This window comes from Tannerella forsythia 92A2 (assembly GCF_000238215.1).
GTDB classification, from domain to species: domain Bacteria; phylum Bacteroidota; class Bacteroidia; order Bacteroidales; family Tannerellaceae; genus Tannerella; species Tannerella forsythia.
The window spans coordinates 413984-430027 of the sequence record NC_016610.1 but is presented as its reverse complement, the minus strand read 5'-3'; the positions used below and the strand labels follow the sequence as shown (position 1 = coordinate 430027).

The 16044-nt window shown below is 48.5% G+C and carries 10 protein-coding genes and 1 pseudogene; 8 read left to right on the top strand and 3 right to left on the bottom strand.

Going from position 1 to position 16044, the window contains the following annotated elements:
* Positions 1-7 precede the first annotated feature (7 nt).
* The 7 genes and pseudogenes from BFO_RS01815 (at position 8) to BFO_RS01785 (ending at position 7710) form a co-directional block, all read left to right on the top strand.
* On the top strand, positions 8-1312 hold the full coding sequence (locus tag BFO_RS01815; RefSeq protein ID WP_014223859.1) for an FtsW/RodA/SpoVE family cell cycle protein: 1305 nt from the start codon (positions 8-10) through the stop codon (positions 1310-1312).
* Positions 1299-2413, top strand: a pseudogene (gene murG / locus BFO_RS13955) (undecaprenyldiphospho-muramoylpentapeptide beta-N-acetylglucosaminyltransferase). Before BFO_RS01815 ends, murG begins: the two are co-directional and overlap by 14 nt.
* Positions 2410-3789: a UDP-N-acetylmuramate--L-alanine ligase gene (gene murC / locus BFO_RS01805; protein WP_014223858.1), complete on the top strand. Its 1380-nt coding sequence runs from the start codon at positions 2410-2412 to the stop codon at positions 3787-3789. The pseudogene murG and the gene murC overlap by 4 nt, the downstream one beginning before the upstream one ends.
* Complete coding sequence (locus BFO_RS01800; protein ID WP_014223857.1) at positions 3786-4514, top strand: cell division protein FtsQ/DivIB; 729 nt, start codon at positions 3786-3788, stop codon at positions 4512-4514. Before murC ends, BFO_RS01800 begins: the two co-directional genes overlap by 4 nt.
* Before the next feature lie 4 nt (positions 4515-4518).
* Complete coding sequence (gene ftsA / locus BFO_RS01795; RefSeq protein WP_014223856.1) at positions 4519-5841, top strand: cell division protein FtsA; 1323 nt, start codon at positions 4519-4521, stop codon at positions 5839-5841.
* Positions 5842-5865: 24 nt separating this feature from the next.
* Entirely contained in the window at positions 5866-7227 is a 1362-nt protein-coding gene (gene ftsZ, locus BFO_RS01790) for a cell division protein FtsZ (RefSeq protein ID WP_041591032.1), read from the top strand.
* A 33-nt stretch (positions 7228-7260) separates the two neighbouring features.
* Positions 7261-7710 (top strand): GatB/YqeY domain-containing protein, encoded by a 450-nt coding sequence (locus tag BFO_RS01785; protein ID WP_041590574.1) that lies wholly within the window; start codon positions 7261-7263, stop codon positions 7708-7710.
* A gap of 204 nt (positions 7711-7914) precedes the next feature.
* Here the strand turns inward: BFO_RS01785 and BFO_RS01780 are convergent, their stop codons facing one another.
* Positions 7915-9675 carry a RagB/SusD family nutrient uptake outer membrane protein gene (locus BFO_RS01780; RefSeq protein WP_014223853.1) on the bottom strand — a complete coding sequence of 587 codons (1761 nt, stop codon included), beginning with the start codon at positions 9673-9675 and terminating at the stop codon, positions 7915-7917.
* A gap of 32 nt (positions 9676-9707) precedes the next feature.
* A complete protein-coding gene (locus tag BFO_RS01775) occupies positions 9708-12983 on the bottom strand; it encodes a SusC/RagA family TonB-linked outer membrane protein (protein WP_041590573.1) in 3276 nt (1091 codons plus the stop codon).
* 281 nt (positions 12984-13264) lie between these two features.
* On the opposite strand from BFO_RS01775, the gene BFO_RS01770 reads away from it, so the two are divergent.
* Entirely contained in the window at positions 13265-13897 is a 633-nt protein-coding gene (locus BFO_RS01770; RefSeq protein WP_014223850.1) for a trimeric intracellular cation channel family protein, read from the top strand.
* Between the two features lie 174 nt (positions 13898-14071).
* Here BFO_RS01770 and BFO_RS01765 read toward each other — a convergent pair whose 3' ends face one another.
* The gene (locus tag BFO_RS01765; RefSeq protein WP_157755271.1) at positions 14072-16012 is read right to left on the bottom strand and encodes a TonB-dependent receptor; all 1941 of its coding nucleotides are present in this window, start codon (positions 16010-16012) and stop codon (positions 14072-14074) included.
* Positions 16013-16044: the final 32 nt, after the last annotated feature.

The window sequence follows — 16044 nt, the reverse complement described above, 5'->3', positions numbered from 1 at the left end:
AAGCAGGATGGCGCAAACGAATCTGACTAAAAAAGTGTTTCATGGCGACACATCGGTATGGATTATTTTCCTGCTGCTCTGTTGCTTTTCGCTCGTCGAAGTATTCAGCGCGACGAGTACACTCGCATATAAAACGTCGAACATCTGGATTCCGATCGTGAGGCATGCCTCTTTTCTCTTGGCAGGCTTTTTGATGATTCTGGGCATGGTACGTATTCATTACAGGTACTATTCTCTTGCGATCCTGCTGATGCCCCTCTCTATCCTGATGCTGGTGGCTACTCCCATCATCGGAGTTAGCGCCAACGACGCTTCGCGATGGCTGGAGATCTTCGGTGTACAGTTCCAGCCGTCCGAATTCGGGAAGCTTGCCTGCATTGTCTATGTGGCTTTTCTACTTAGCAAGCGCGGAAAATTTTCCGAGAAGGCGATCTTCCAATGGATTGTTGTCGGAGTCGGTATCATTTGCTTTCTGATTCTTCTCTACAATTTTTCAACTGCTTTTCTGTTGGGCATAGTGTGTCTGCTGATGATGTTTATCGGACAGATTTCGCTTGTTAGAATCGGGAAGCTGTTGTTATATTTACTTTTGGGCGGCGTGGTGCTTATCGCGGTTGCAACCATCGCTCCGAGAACGGTGGAAAAGTTCTTACCGCGTTTGGAAACGTGGAGCAATCGTCTGATCAAACATGCCGATGAAAGAGGAGAGGCAGAGAAAGAACAGACGGATAAAACGTATGTGATCACTGACGAAAACTATCAGGTTACACATGCCAAGATCGCAATTGCACGGGGCGGTCTCTTCGGTAAGATGCCCGGACGCAGCGTGCAGCGCGATTTTCTGCCGCAGGCTTATTCCGACTTTATCTTCGCCATCATCATCGAGGAACTGGGGATTGTCGGCGGGATTGTCGTATTGCTGTTGTATATCATGCTGATGATTCGTGTCGGGATCATTGCCCGACGATGTGAAAAACTGTTCCCCAAATATTTGGTGATCGGTTGCGGGTTGCTGATCGTTATTCAGGCATTGACGAACATGGCGGTTGCCGTTAATCTGATTCCTGTTACCGGTCAGCCCCTGCCGTTAATCAGCCGTGGAGGAACGTCGACCATGCTGACATGTATCTACATAGGAATTATTCTTAGTGTAAGTCATTTTGGTGCAGGCATGGGGCCGGAAGAAGAGGATGAGGAAGAGGAAGAAGAAACGGATACGGAGGAATATGTAGAAAGCTCGTCGGAAAATCCTATATTCGCTGTCGAAACGATAGAACAAACAGGGGGACAGAGAGAGAATGAACAAATATAAAATCATCGTCAGTGGAGGAGGCACGGGAGGCCATATTTTTCCGGCCATATCGATTGCCAATACCTTGAAGCAACGTTTTCCGGAAGCGGAAATACGTTTTGTCGGGGCAGACAACCGGATGGAAATGGAGCGTGTACCGGCTGCCGGATATCCCATTGTCGGGTTACCGATTTGTGGCTTTGACAGAGCGCATTTGTGGAAGAATATAGAAGTGGTACGCAAATTGTTCAAAAGCTTCGGATGGCTAAGAAGATTATTCGTGAGTTCCGTCCCGACATTGCGATCGGCGTCGGCGGTTACGCCAGCGGACCGCTACTTTGGGCGGCAGCTTCGGCAGGTATACCGACCCTTATCCAGGAGCAGAACTCGTATGCCGGCGTCACGAATAAGCTGTTAAGCAAACGCGCCTCTAAAATATGCGTGGCCTACGAAGGCATGGAGCGTTTCTTCCCTGCGGAAAAGATTGTTTTGACCGGTAACCCGGTACGGAAAGACCTTGAACACGGTCTCGAAAAAAGAGAAGAAGCATTCGGTTTCTTCCGGTTGAATCCTGCCAAACCAACCGTCTTGATGATCGGTGGAAGCCTTGGCGCACGTACGATGAATACCGGCATGCTGTACGGTCTGGACGATCTGATCGCTTCCGGTATTCAGCCCATTTGGCAAACCGGACGATATTACTACGAAGATATTAAGCGACAATTAGTGGGGAAAGATACGCGGGGGCTGCTTTGGTATTCCGACTTTATATCGCGGATGGATTATGCTTATGCCGCTGCCGACCTCGTCGTATCACGGGCCGGCGCCGGTACGATATCCGAGCTGTGTCTGCTCAAGAAACCGGCCATTCTCATCCCTTCTCCCAACGTGGCGGAAGATCATCAGACGAAAAATGCGTTGGCCGTAGTCGATCGACAGGGAGCCGTTCTGCTTCCCGATAAAGAAGCCGGCACCCGCCTGGCCGATACGATTAAGGAACTGATGGCCGATACGCAACGTCTTCAGTCGTTCGGTGAACATATCGGGCAGCTGGCACAGCACGGAAGCGCAGAACGTATCGTCGACGAAATTGAAAAACTTATTCAAAAGCATTCATCATGAAGATAGACCAGATACAATCGATTTATTTTGTCGGTGCAGGCGGTATCGGCATGAGTTCCCTCATTCGTTATTTCCTCGCGAAAGGTTTTCGGGTGGCAGGGTATGACCGCACCCCTTCAAAACTGACGAAACATCTCTGCGACGAAGGCGCGGAGATTCATTATACGGATGATGCAGAACAAATTCCCGAGGCATTCAGGATGCCTGAGAAAACCCTCGTCGTCTATACTCCTGCTGTCCCGGACACGCATCGTGAGCTTACCTATTTCCGGTCGCACGGCTTCGAAGTCTTGAAACGTTCGCAGCTACTCGGGCTGATTACCCGCTCGGCGCGCGGAATTTGCATTGCCGGAACCCATGGAAAGACAACCGTATCGTCTATGACGGCGCATTTGTTGAAGCAGTCGCATGTCGACGGCAACGCTTTCTTGGGAGGCATCCTGAAGAATTACGACAGCAACCTGCTGCTTTCGGAACACAGTGACCTGACGGTCATCGAAGCTGATGAGTTCGACCGTTCTTTTCATCATCTGACGCCCTATATGGCCGGAATCACTTCGGCCGACCCCGACCACCTTGACATATACGGTACGCCGGAAGCCTACCGCGAAAGTTTTGAGAAGTTTACTTCGTTGATCCGTCCCGGAGGTACACTCGTCTTAAAAAAGGGAGTCGATCTCGTTCCTCGTCTCCAAAACGATGGCACTCTTTATACTTACTCCGCATCGGATGAGACGGCCGATTTTCATGCCGAACATATCCGTGTCGGAAACGGAGAAATTGTGTTCGATTTTGTGGGCCGCGACATTCGCATACCGGATATTTCGTTAGGAGTGCCGGCGCGTGTCAATATTGAAAACAGTCTTTTGGCTATTGCGCTGGCTTGGTTAAACGGAGTTCGTCCCGACGAAATTCGCGCGGCGATGCAATCATTCGCGGGGGTCGAACGGCGTTTCGATATTCGTTTGAAGAAGGAACATATCGTAGTGATCGATGACTACGCGCATCACCCGCAGGAGTTGCAGAACAGTATCGCGTCTGTCAGGGAACTGTATGCCGGGCGCAAAGTGACGGGTGTTTTTCAGCCGCACCTGTATACCCGTACACGCGATTTTGCCGATGAGTTTGCCTCAAGCCTTTCGCTCCTCGATGAGCTGATCCTGCTGGACATCTATCCGGCGCGTGAGGAACCGATTCCGGGGGTTACCTCGCAAATGATTCTCGACAAGGTGACGATCGCCGACAAACGATGCTGTACGAAAGAAGAATTGCCAGGCATCATCGCCAACGGCACATATGAGGTCCTTCTGATGCTCGGTGCCGGCGATATCGACCGGCTGGTAGAACCTGTCTGTCAAATATTGCAAAGCCGATGAAAAAAATCCTGTCCGTCATCGTAGCCGTGGTGCTCTTTTGCTACCTTGTCTTTTCCGTTATCCTTATGAACGGTAAAGAAGAAGACGGTGTGTGCCACCGGGTGACGGTCGTCGTTAAAGACAGTGCGGACAGGCATTTTATCGACAGACACGATGTCCTTTCTATCCTTAAACACACCTCGCTTTACCCGATCAATCAGCGTCTTCGAGATATCAATACCGAAACGATCGAGCGAAAAATAGCCGGCAATGAATTGATAGACCGTGTGAATGTATATAAAACGCCGTCAGCTAACATCCATATTGAAGTTACGCAAAAAACGCCTGTCTTACGCGTTTTCAGTACACAGGGGAGTTATTATGTCGATGAACGCGGACATACCATGCCCGTCAGTCCGCGTTATGCAACTTACCTTCCGATTGCCAACGGAATCATAGAAAAATCGTTTGCAACGACGGATTTATATAAATTTGCACTATTTTTGCAGAAACATGATTTTTGGAACAACCAAATCGAACAGATCTATGTTTATCCCAATAAGGAAGTAGAACTGATCCCGCGAGTAGGAGATCATCGTATCTTCCTGGGCAGTCTTGATGACTTCAGGGAAAAAATGGATCATTTGCAGCTCTTTTATGAGCAGGCAATCCCCAAAGTGGGCTGGGAGAAATACAGGATTATTAATTTGAAATACAGAAACCAGATTGTTTGTACAAAAAAATAAACTTATGGTGACAGATTATATTGTAGCGATTTACTTGGGAACTTCTCATCTGGTCGGAATAATCGGGAAGAAAAATGCTCGGGGGACATTTACGCTGGTAGCCGATGAGGTCAAAGAGTCGACCTTATGTATTCAGCGTGGGTGTATCCACAATGTAGCGGAGACAGCCATTCGTATCAAACGACTTATTCTGGAGTTGCAAAACAAACTCCCGAATTCCCGTATTGAGAAGGTGTATATCGGGATAGGAGGGCAATCTCTTCGTTCGATCGACCATTCCGAAGTGCGTACGATCAATGCCGATGCTTTCGTGACGGAAGAAGATATCCGAATCCTGAACAGCCAGTGCGGAAACTATCATCCGGATATGCTTGACGTGCTGGCTATCGCTCCTCCGGTATACTATCTCGACGACAAGCGTACAACAAACCCGGTAGGCATCCCCTGCAAACGTATTGAAGCGCGATATAAACTGATTGTGGGGCAGCCGATCATCCGCAAGTCCGTCATCAACAGCATCGAGAATCAGGCGCATATTACAGTCGCCGGCATTATCGTATCGCCTCTCGCCTTGGCCGATGCCATGCTAAGCCCCGACGAGAAAGAATTGGGATGTGCGGTGATCGACTTCGGCGCCGGTGTCACTTCCCTCGTCGTTTACAAGAACGGGGCGCTGAAACATTTGTCTGTAATCCCGCTGGGTGGCAATCTGATTACGCGCGACCTGACAAGTCTTCATCTCGTAGCCTCGGAAGCGGAGCGACTGAAAATCACGTATGGCGATGCCATGCCCGATAAGACCCAGGACGGAACAGTCTCCTTGGGAGCAGTGGAAGGAACCGGTATGCGGGAGATCGATATGAGCGAGATCAATACCGTCGTTGAGGCGCGTGCCAAGGAAATTGTCGAGAATGTCTATGCACGGCTGGAAGAAAACGATCTGAAAGACGCATTAGGCGCAGGAATTGTACTCACGGGCGGTGCCTCGTCATTGAAAAATTTACAGGAGATGGTACGCGAACGTTTCAGGCTGGATGTTCGTTATTCGGCGATTCGAAAGGGGCTGATCGAGGACGAAAACGATATGGTGGGCAATCCGCGATACATGAGTGCGATTGCTGTTCTGTTACAGGGGACGGAAAATTGTATCGAACTCCTTCACCAACAACGAACGACTGATTCCGATCTCGTGACGGAAGATGATCACGACTCGGAACAGGAGGAAGAGCCGGAGAAACCGGCTCCGAAGAAGCCTTCAAAACAGAAGAAAAGCAGCCTTTTGGGTGGATTCGGAAAATTTGCCAAAGGATTTTTCGACGAAGATTAAACAGCAAAATAAATGCATACGATTATGAGTGATACGATATTACAATTCAATCTCCCGACAGATACGCGTAAGATCATCAAAGTGGTCGGTGTCGGTGGTGGCGGCGGAAACGCTGTCACACATATGTATAAGGAGGGTATCCACGATGTTTCTTTTGTGCTTTGCAATACGGACAGTCAGGCGTTGTCGCGTTCGGAAGTGCCGGTCAAGATTGCTCTGGGACGCACGGTGACCGAAGGACTTGGCGCGGGAAATAATCCGGAGCGTGCCGAACTGGCGGCCAGAGAGAGCGAAGAAGAAATCCACACGATGCTGAACGATGGTACGAAGATGGTCTTCATCACTGCCGGGATGGGAGGCGGCACCGGGACGGGGGCGGCTCCGGTGATTGCTCAAATAGCCAAAGAGATGGGGATCCTGACGGTCGGTATCGTCACGATTCCGTTTCTTTTTGAAGGCCCGCCCAAAATCATTCAGGCCTTGAACGGCGTCGAAGCGATCAGCCGGAACGTGGATGCGCTGTTAGTCGTGAACAACGAGCGACTGAACGAAATCTATGCCGATCTGACGATGCTTAATGCCTTTAAAAAAGCGGACGATACGCTGACCATCGCAGCCAAAAGCATTGCCGAAATCATCACGCTCGACGGAGTCATCAATCTCGACTTTGCCGATGTAAAAACGACCTTGCAGAATGGGGGCGTAGCGTTGATCAGCAATGGATACGGCGAAGGGGAAGGCCGGCTGGAACAGGCTATTCAGGATGCACTCCGATCGCCGCTGCTCAATAACAACGAGATATCAAATGCCAAGAAGATTCTTTTCAATATCTCGTTCAGCAGTAACACTCAGGAGGCAGACAGCAATGAACTGCGAATGGATGAGGTACGCTATATGACGGAGTTTATGAAACAGTTCGGCGAAGACATTGAGGTGATCTGGGGAACGGCCATCGATGAATCGCTGAAAGGAAAGGTCAAATTTACCGTGCTGGCTACCGGCTTTGATCTGGAATCGATCCCTGAAATCAAAGATATTCATGACAGTCAACGTACACGCATGAGCGAAGCCGAGATCATGGAAGAGGAAGAACGTCTCCGGACGAAAGAGCGTGAGAAAGAGTTGATTGCGAAGTATTATGGCAAGAAATTGGGAAGCAAGCGCATCCCGCACAAGGTTATGAATGCAAGCATTGCCGTGTTGACGGCCAACGAACTGGATGACGATGCAATCATCACCTTGCTGGAAGAGAATCCGACATACAATCGCGACCCTAAGCTACTGCTCCGTGCCCGCAGCAAAAATGCCGGAGAGCAACAAGCGCACTCATCAAAAGCACAGACCTCACAGTCGGGTAAACCTAAAATCAGCTTTAGAATAGGATAATCATTGACACACGAACAATTTAAAATAAACAATATGAGTATATTCGATCAGGTTAGTAACGACATCAAAGCCGCCATGCTGGCGAAAGACAAAGTAAAACTGGAAGCCCTTCGTAACGCGAAGAAATACTTTCTGGAAGCCAAGACCGCTCCGGGAGCTGATGACCTGCTCGCCGACGAGGCGGCATTGAAAATCCTTCAGAAATTAGTTAAACAAGGTCGCGAATCCGCCCGCATTTATACCGAGCAGCATCGTGCCGACCTTGCCGAGGCAGAGTTGGAACAGGTGAAAGCGCTCGAAGGCTATCTGCCCAGTCAACTGTCGCCCGAAGCGCTTGAGGAAGAGGTGAAAAAAATTATTGCTCAGGTCGGTGCAACTTCACTCAAAGAAATGGGCAAAGTGATGGGGGCTGCTTCGAAAGCCTTATCCGGTAAGGCCGAAGGCGGAGCCATCTCCGAGGTTGTGAAAAGGCTGCTCGCATGATTACTTTTCTTGTTCGCGGACGAACTTTGAAGGTCTGATTTTGGCCTTCGGGCGTTGGATTGTTTCTAACGGCTGAAAACGGCTGATCGCTTTTTCAAATGTTTCAATAGCTTATCGGATACCTGTGAGAGAAAAAAGGTGTGCCCAAATATTGTATTTTGGCACACCCTCTTTTTACGGATTACGTGAACGATTCAATTCGATTTACTTCCACAGATCGTTCTGAACGAGGTAAGGCTTACCGTTTTCGTCTACTCCTTTATCTTTGATCTGAGCGTCGGGCACAAAGAAATATACCTTATCAAACGTTGTCGATGCCGAAGCAAACTTCGAGAGGTACTGTTTCTCGTACATTACGTACGCTGAAGTTTCTTTCTTCATCACTTCTTTTCCCCACCGTGCATAGTCGTACCATCGTTGTCCTTCCATGGCCAGTTCCAACTTGCGCTCGAAGCGGATGGCTGTAATACACGTATTTTTGTCCGTAAACGCGGCGTGAGTAGACGGATAGGTTTTGACTACATATTTCTGTCCCTTTCCGTCGGGGAATTGAATGATATTAGCTGCGTTACCGGCACGGGTGCGAATTTTATTCACTTGCTCCATGGCAGCCGATAATTCGCCGTCGTTGGCTAAACATTCGGCATAAAGCAGAATCATATCACGCACCGAGAGGTACTGCATGTTCAAGGCCACGGCCGGTGCCCAGCCTGCGTATCGGCTGCGCGAAGCAAGGCCTGCCTCTTCTTCGGCTTTCGTCCAGACGTGTTTCTTGGGCAGGAAGATGCCGCCGTTTCCTTTGTCGCGGATTCCGTAACCGTCTTTAAAGCAGATGCCCCAGTCTTTATACGGCACGCCCTGACGTCCTACGGCAAAGTCGAGACGCGGGTCTACGGCAATCGTGAAGTCATTTTTAAACTGGCTGCCGGCCGGTGCGCTTCCGTCGAACACCGACACGCTGGGCTTGCTTCGGTAAGAATAGTCGAGATACGGCAGTCCGTCGGCATCGACTTGATACGAGTTGACCAGATCGTATGACGGCTGGAAAAATCCGCAGCATCCGCCCGGTGCATTTTTGTTCACGTTATGCGGGAAGTTCAGCGAATAGCCCGGTAATCCGTTGTTGTTGGCGTCGAGCGAATGCTGCACGGCGAAGATCGATTCTTTACCGTTATCCTTGAAGGCGTTGAAATTGTTGTTCAGGTCGTCTTCCAGCCCGTATTTCAATCCGTTCGATGTCTGTCCGTTGGCTAACAGGTCGGCTAAGACCGGTTTGGCTTCGGCCATCTTCCCCTGTTGCATCAGCATCTTTGCTTTCAAGGCTTTGGCAGCCCATACATTGACGCGTCCTACTTCGCTCTGTTTCTCCGGCAATAACGAGATCGCCTGATCGATTTCTGCCATGATGTTCGGGTAGATATCCGTTCCGTTGTACACTTTCGGATCGTCTTCTTCATTGTCCCACGGTATCCATGCCAGTGATGCCGGTCCCATGAGTTTCACCCCTTCGAAGTAATACAGCGAACGCAGGAAGAACAGCTCGCCTTCGCGCGATTTAGCTACATCCGCGGCTATATCTTTGGCTTTCTTCAGGGCTCTCAACGCAATATTACATCGCTGTACCCCTTTATAGGTCCATTCCCATTTTTGCCGTACGTAATCGTTCGTCGTGAGCGGAGCATACGTCTCTATTTCGTTGATAACGGATTGGTCGCCGGCATCCGAGCCTTTGTTGGCATCACCGCCGATAATACTGCCGAATACCCAGTTAAAGGGCGTCGCTCCCCAGCCGTTCTCCGTCAGATTCGCATATGCGTTGGTCGTAAGCAATTCTACCCCCTGCGCGTTTTCCAACATGTCACCTGAAAAGCTGCCCTGAGGATCTTTGTAAAGAAAGTTTTCGCCGCATGAAGTCATCCCCAGAACTGCGGCTGTCAGAGTGATGGTATATATAATTCGTTTCATGATGTTATTTTTTAAGATGATACATATTTACTTCAGAATACCAGATTGACACCAAAGATAAATTTGATGCTGTTCGGAATTCCCCCTACGTCGATTCCTTTTTCCAAATCGCCACCCGAAGCCGTTTTGTCACGGTTCGTTACTTCAGGGTCGATTCCCTTATAGCCTGTGATCGTCAGTAGATTCTCCGCTTGCACGTAGAAGCGCAGGTTCTCGATCGTCGCTTTCCGGAGCCAGTTCTTCGGGAGGGTATATCCCAATGTAATATGCTTCATCCGTGCATACGTTCCATCTTCCACATAGTAGGAGTTCGCATTCGTTCCGGATTTGTTATCCTGTTTGTCAAGGATCGGCAAAATGGCATTCTTCTTGCCCGGTTCCCATGAGAGATCGCGCATACGAGACGAACGGTTCCCGTTAAACATCCAGAAGTCGGTAAAATACTTGGCTCCGTTGAAGATTTCGTTTCCGACACAGGCATACCAGAACATCGAGAAGTCAAATCCTTTATAACCCAGTCCGACATTCAACCCCGCCGTAAAATCGGGATGCGGTGAGCCAAGCACATCACGATCGTTGGTCGTAATCTTACCGTCGCCATCTACATCACGATATTTGAATTTACCGATATACGTTTTCGGGTCGAATTTCCCGGCCGTTTCACCCAGCGGAGTCAATGCCTTTACTTCTTCTTCCGACTCATAGAATCCGTCGATCTGATATCCGTAAAATTCACCGATCGGACGACCTTTCATCGTACGCGAAACCGGGCCTGAAATACGGTCGGAGTAGCCATACTTGGCCGCCTTGTCCGAAACGCCAATTTTCAAGACCTCATTTTTATAGGTAGAAACGTTCAGATTGACATTCCACGACAGATCACCGTTTCTGTCCTGATAGTTGATCATAAAGTCGACTCCCGTATTCTTCATGTCGCCGATGTTGATGTACGGTTTGTCTGCTCCTCCGGCCAGATTTGAATAAACGGCCTCAACCAGCATATCCGTACTTTTCTTATACCACCATTCTATATTGGTCGAGAATTTACCTTCGAGGAAGGTGGCATCCAAACCGATATTCGTCGTTTCTACGCGCTCCCACTTCGTATCCGGGTTGCCGAAGGTACCCATCCGGTAACCGAGCTGAGAAGATGTTTGTCTGCCAGTGAAGTCGTAATTCGTGCGACTGGGATTGGTAGAATAAGTTGAAATAAAGTTCGTAGCTCGCGGGAAGGTCGAGTTACCGGCCTGTCCGTATCCGACACGCAGTTTCAGGTCGTCGAGCCATTCGAAGTCTTTCATAAACTCTTCGGACGAGAGACGCCATGCAGCCGAGACAGACGGGAAGGTTCCGTAACGGTTCGACTTGGAGAAACGCGATACGCCGTCGCGCCGTACCGTAGCCGTCAACAGGTATTTATCGGCAAACGAATAGTTGGCGCGTCCGAAAATACCGAACGAAGCATATTCGCCTTTGTAGTCGGATTCCGCTCTACGGAAATTATTGTATTCACCCATATCCAAGGTCCAGGTTCTGACATCGTCTTCGTAAAGGTAATTCCGGCGATATCCAAGCATCTTCCGTCCTAATCCGTCGCGAACGGCTTCGGTACCCACCAGTAAGTTGAGTTTGTGCACTTCGTTGAATGTCCGATTGAATGTTAACGTATTGGTCCATACCCAGCGGAAGTTAAAGCCGGCTTCTTCGGTCAATCCGTTCGCCCCGGGCGATTCGGAGAATTCCAAATCTTTTTTCGACATGCTGTAACTGTAATTTCCAGTATAGTCGATACCGAAGCTGGTACGGAAGGTCAGGTCTTTCATGAAATCTACTTCGCCCCAGATGTTTCCGAAAATGCGGGTATTCGACCAGTAATTGTCTTTGTTTCGAATAGCATCAGCCACCGGATTGATAAAGTTTCCGGTACCGGCGATTTTCGAACCGGCAAAATGTCCCTGTATATCGTAGACGGGTACCCACGGTGAGGCGCGGTACGTCCACGAATAAGGGGTGGCTTCGTTCGATTTTTCATTCAGACCGTTATCTTTTGTCCATGCGTATGTCAGGTTTTCCCCCACGCGCAACCAGTCGCGTACATTATACGACGTATTGGCGCGGATCTGATAACGACGGAAATACTGGTGAATGACCGTTCCTTCCTGATCGTAATAATTGGCCGAGAACAGGTAAGAGCCGTGGTTCGAACCGCCTTGCAAAGAGAGTTGATGGTTCTGAATCACTCCGGTACGGCTTAATTCGTTCCACCAGTCTGTTCCTTGGGCATCCCAGGGAACCATTTGATTCGCCGGATAACTGTAATCGGCAGGGTTCAGTTGCTGCCCCTCTGCTCCTTTGGTCGAGAGATAATTGGGGATGGAAGGGGTGGCTCCGGTGCCGAATTGCTTATGCGAGGGCAGATCGTTGCTGTTTCTGATTTTGTAGCCATTGGCTTGTGCCGCCCATTCCACGTTCAGACGGTCGGTGGCATTCAGAACGTCGTACTTCTTGCCAGTCGTCGATCCGCCGATGTACGCGTCGTACGTCAATTTCGGACGCTGGGCGGTTTTCAATCCTTTTTTCGTGGTGATTAGGATGACACCGTTCGAGGCCTCTGCTCCGTAGATCGCGGCCGAAGACGCATCTTTCAACACCTGCATGCTCTCGATGTCGTTCGGGTTGATGCTGTTGAGGTTCTGGTTACGGGTTGACACTCCGTCGATCACGTAAAGCGGGCCGTTATCATTGACCGTACCGATACCGCGGATACGCACCATCGACTTCGAGCCGGGCGAACCGGTGGAACCGATCACTACGCCGGCGGCGCGTCCCTGCAACTGCTGAGTAGCCGAAGCCGAAGGTGTTTTCAACAACTCGTCTGCATTCACCACAGCTACCGAGCCGGTGATGTCCTTCTTCTGCTGGGTACCGTACCCTACGACTACAACCTCCTGTAGCTTTTGAGTGTCTTCTTTTAAAACCACTCTCGATAAATTGTTGGACGAGGGCAGTGTTTGGGAAATAAAACCGATGTAGGAGAACGTCAATTGTGCTCCTGCCGGTACTTCGAGTGTAAATTTGCCGTCAATGTCGGTGATCGTTCCCGTAGTTGTACCGGAAACGGATACGTTCACTCCCAGCAAAGGGACGCCCTGTTCATCCACTACCGTTCCTGAAACGGTTCTTGACTGCTGCGTAACGGCAACAGTCACATTCTCTGCATACGACGAAAAGGAAGGCACTCCTGTTGTAAGCAACAGGCCGAACGCCATGCCCATTCCGTGTTTCAATACTGATTGCTTGTGCATCATGGTACAAAATGAAAAGATTAATTAAAGATTGTGTTTATAATTCGTACTGTCTGCAAAAGACGACTTGTAGCTTTGCTTCCGTATGAACGTTTCAAAAAAAGAAAAACCACGACTCGTCTTTTTTGTAAGACGGTTCAAAGTAAAGGATATTTTTTTAAAAGTGGCATTTTTTTGAAAAGTAAAAACTATGTTATTAAACATGATTTTTCTCGTTTTATCTAATAAAAAATCATAATGTATTATATCTTTGCAACTTCAAACAAACAGAGAAGAGAAATAAAATGGAGTCGTTGCAATATGATGCCTCGCTGTTTTCGCTCAGGGATATCATCGAATATGCGGGAACGATCGTTTTTGCCATCAGCGGTATCCGGTTGGCGGCAGCGAAGGAGTTCGACTGGTTCGGGGCGTTTGTGGTCGGTCTTGTTACGGCCATCGGTGGCGGGACGCTGCGCGATTTGCTGCTCGGAGTCACTCCGTTTTGGATGCTCAGCCCGTCGTACATGTACTGTACCCTGCTGGGGATGGGGATTGTGTTTATCTTCAGCAAACAGCTGGTGCGGCTCGATACGCCTTTCTTTATTTTCGACGCGATTGGTCTGGCGCTTTTTGTCGTCATCGGCGTAGAGAAGACGCTGGAGCTGAATTATCCGTTCTGGGTAGCCATTACGATGGGGACGATTACAGGCATTGCAGGCGGAGTCATGCGTGATATTTTTATCAACGAAACACCGCTCGTCTTCCGGCAGGAAGTCTATGCATTGGCCTGCGTGATGGGAGGGATTGTCTTTGCTCTTTGCTATACCATGGCATACAGCAATGAGGTGTGCGAACTGTCTTCATCGGCCACGATCCTGCTGATACGCATACTTGCCGTCAAATACCATTGGAGGCTTCCCAAAATGAAACATTGAAAGTGCTTTTCATTAACTTTTCGAGGTGTTGATCGGGGGCAATAGTATGCCAGCTTTGCCATGATACCGCTACGAATGAAAGACGTATCACGTATGTTTGACTCATTATGAAATGTACTTTTCATTCCTCAGAGAGATATATGACTGCTGAGCGGAAAATGCTTAAATCATCGATCAATGCTTAAACCGTAAACTGATCAATACTTCCGATGGACGTAACTTATCTGTTTGCGTAACCGTGTTTATCGTGTTATAATCACTGATGACATGCAGTTTCCGGTTGAAGATATTGCTCCAATCAAGGCTGAGGGTAAGATGTTGAAAATCATATTGGATACCCAAGTCGGTAAATAGTAGGTTCGATGTCGATGTATAGGGAGCTTTGATGTAGAAATGCTGCAGGTTACATGTGAAGAAAAGTCGATCGGTTGCTCCGAAATAAGTATACAACCGATGGTTGATCAGAGGAATGTATGAGTCTATAGGCCTATGATTCATGCTTATTCCCGAAAAAAAAGCATTCATCGTATAATCGAAATTTAGATTGCGTTTAGCTTTCCACTTCAACGATGGTTCCACACCGAATGAGTGTTGAGTATAATTGATGCTCGATCCTTGCTGTTCCACCACGGATTTGCTTTGATTATATGACAAATTTATACTTGCTGTGAGCGAGATTTCCATAAATAATTTAGACGCTGACAGGGTATTGAGCCAAAAGGAAGACAATCGGTCTTTTTGTTCCCACCACGAGAAAGTGTAGATGTCACGAACAAAGCTTGCTGGTATAAGATTGTCTTTATAGAGGGAATAAATAGTTAGGTAGCTCATCTGAAGAAAGTGTGAAATGTTTTTACTAAAAACACCAAAGTTTATGCTTTGCGAAGCATTGAACTGTAACGCCTCGATTCCTTTTGAAAACAAATTATATCGTTCGAGCACATAGCCTGTTCCCATCTCGTTGAGATCGCCGTAGTGGGTGGTGTATGAATATCCGGCATTGAATTTGAAATCTCCGCTGGGGGCGAACATTAAACGAAGGCGAGGATGGATATAGGTATATGTTGCTTTCTTTCCCGAGTAATTTGTTCGCAGGTGATTGGCGGAGGCCGACGATGAAATCGTCCAACTCCGGTAATTCAGTCGGTACGAAGGCTCTACATAAAACCGAGACGTGTGCCACGTAAGATCGTTAACGAAGGTATCTGTCACCAGCGGCCATGGTGATAAATCTGATTCGATTTTTTGCCCGGTCCATGCGATACCACATTTCAATCCGAAGGATTGGTCGTGTTTTTTGTAGTTCAACGTAATATGCGTGTTGCTGAAACCTTCATTAAATCTGCAAGATTGACCGACATTGCCGGCTCGAAATAGCGGCAAACTGTCGGATGAGGAGAGCATCAACTTCTGTGGGAGGTGTGTGTATTCGGACTCATTCTCGATTCCGGCCGATACGTTGCCAAGAAGTCGGAGTATCGAGGTGTTATTTTTCAGGTGCACACGCGGAAGATGTATTTTCTGGCGTAGTGTATATGGACTGGAAAAGTCTTTCAGCTTGATGTTCAATGCGGCTTGTTCCGTCTGGCTACGGTCGCGAAGCATTTTTATCGGTTCGTGATTTTCATAAACTTGCACAGCAGCAATATCACTGGGTGACAAATTTTTGGTGGCAAGCGAATAGCGTTCTCCGAGCAAATTCATATCTTCGATATAAAACCGGTTGATAGGTTTTCCGTCATATTGTACGCGTCCGTCACTTTGTACATGGATTCCAGGCATACGTGCCAGTACATCGGCCAGATTTCGGTCTTGCGGGCGATGAAAGTTCGACATATAGTAACTGATCGTATCTCCTTGCCGGCGGATAGGAGAGGAAATGACTTTTACCTCACGTAGCGTTAGGGACGATTCTTTGAGCAGAATCTCCGTCTGTTGGGTCTGTGCCGGTATTTTTTGCCGGTACGGTTCGTATCCCAGACGCGAAGTCGTTAGAAGGAATTCTTGTTGAGGGTCTTGTGGGCATTCGAGTATAAAGCTACCATCCGGTTGCGAATACGAATAGGCCAGAATTCTTTTTCCATCTTCAGTCATGAGCATGATATATATATACATCGGGAATTGGTTGTCCCGACGTCGCACATTTT

Bases quoted from the DNA above. Each gene is read 5' to 3' on its own strand.
- ftsZ (WP_041591032.1), top strand. From the start codon at position 5,866: ATGAGTGATACGATATTACAATTCAATCTCCCGACAGATACGCGTAAG.
- BFO_RS01780 (WP_014223853.1), bottom strand. From the start codon at position 9,675: ATGAAACGAATTATATATACCATCACTCTGACAGCCGCAGTTCTGGGG.
- BFO_RS01785 (WP_041590574.1), top strand. From the start codon at position 7,261: ATGAGTATATTCGATCAGGTTAGTAACGACATCAAAGCCGCCATGCTG.
- BFO_RS01800 (WP_014223857.1), top strand. From the start codon at position 3,786: ATGAAAAAAATCCTGTCCGTCATCGTAGCCGTGGTGCTCTTTTGCTAC.
- BFO_RS01775 (WP_041590573.1), bottom strand. From the start codon at position 12,983: ATGATGCACAAGCAATCAGTATTGAAACACGGAATGGGCATGGCGTTC.
- BFO_RS01815 (WP_014223859.1), top strand. From the start codon at position 8: ATGGCGCAAACGAATCTGACTAAAAAAGTGTTTCATGGCGACACATCG.
- BFO_RS01770 (WP_014223850.1), top strand. From the start codon at position 13,265: ATGGAGTCGTTGCAATATGATGCCTCGCTGTTTTCGCTCAGGGATATC.
- BFO_RS01765 (WP_157755271.1), bottom strand. From the start codon at position 16,012: ATGTATATATATATCATGCTCATGACTGAAGATGGAAAAAGAATTCTG.
- ftsA (WP_014223856.1), top strand. From the start codon at position 4,519: ATGGTGACAGATTATATTGTAGCGATTTACTTGGGAACTTCTCATCTG.
- murC (WP_014223858.1), top strand. From the start codon at position 2,410: ATGAAGATAGACCAGATACAATCGATTTATTTTGTCGGTGCAGGCGGT.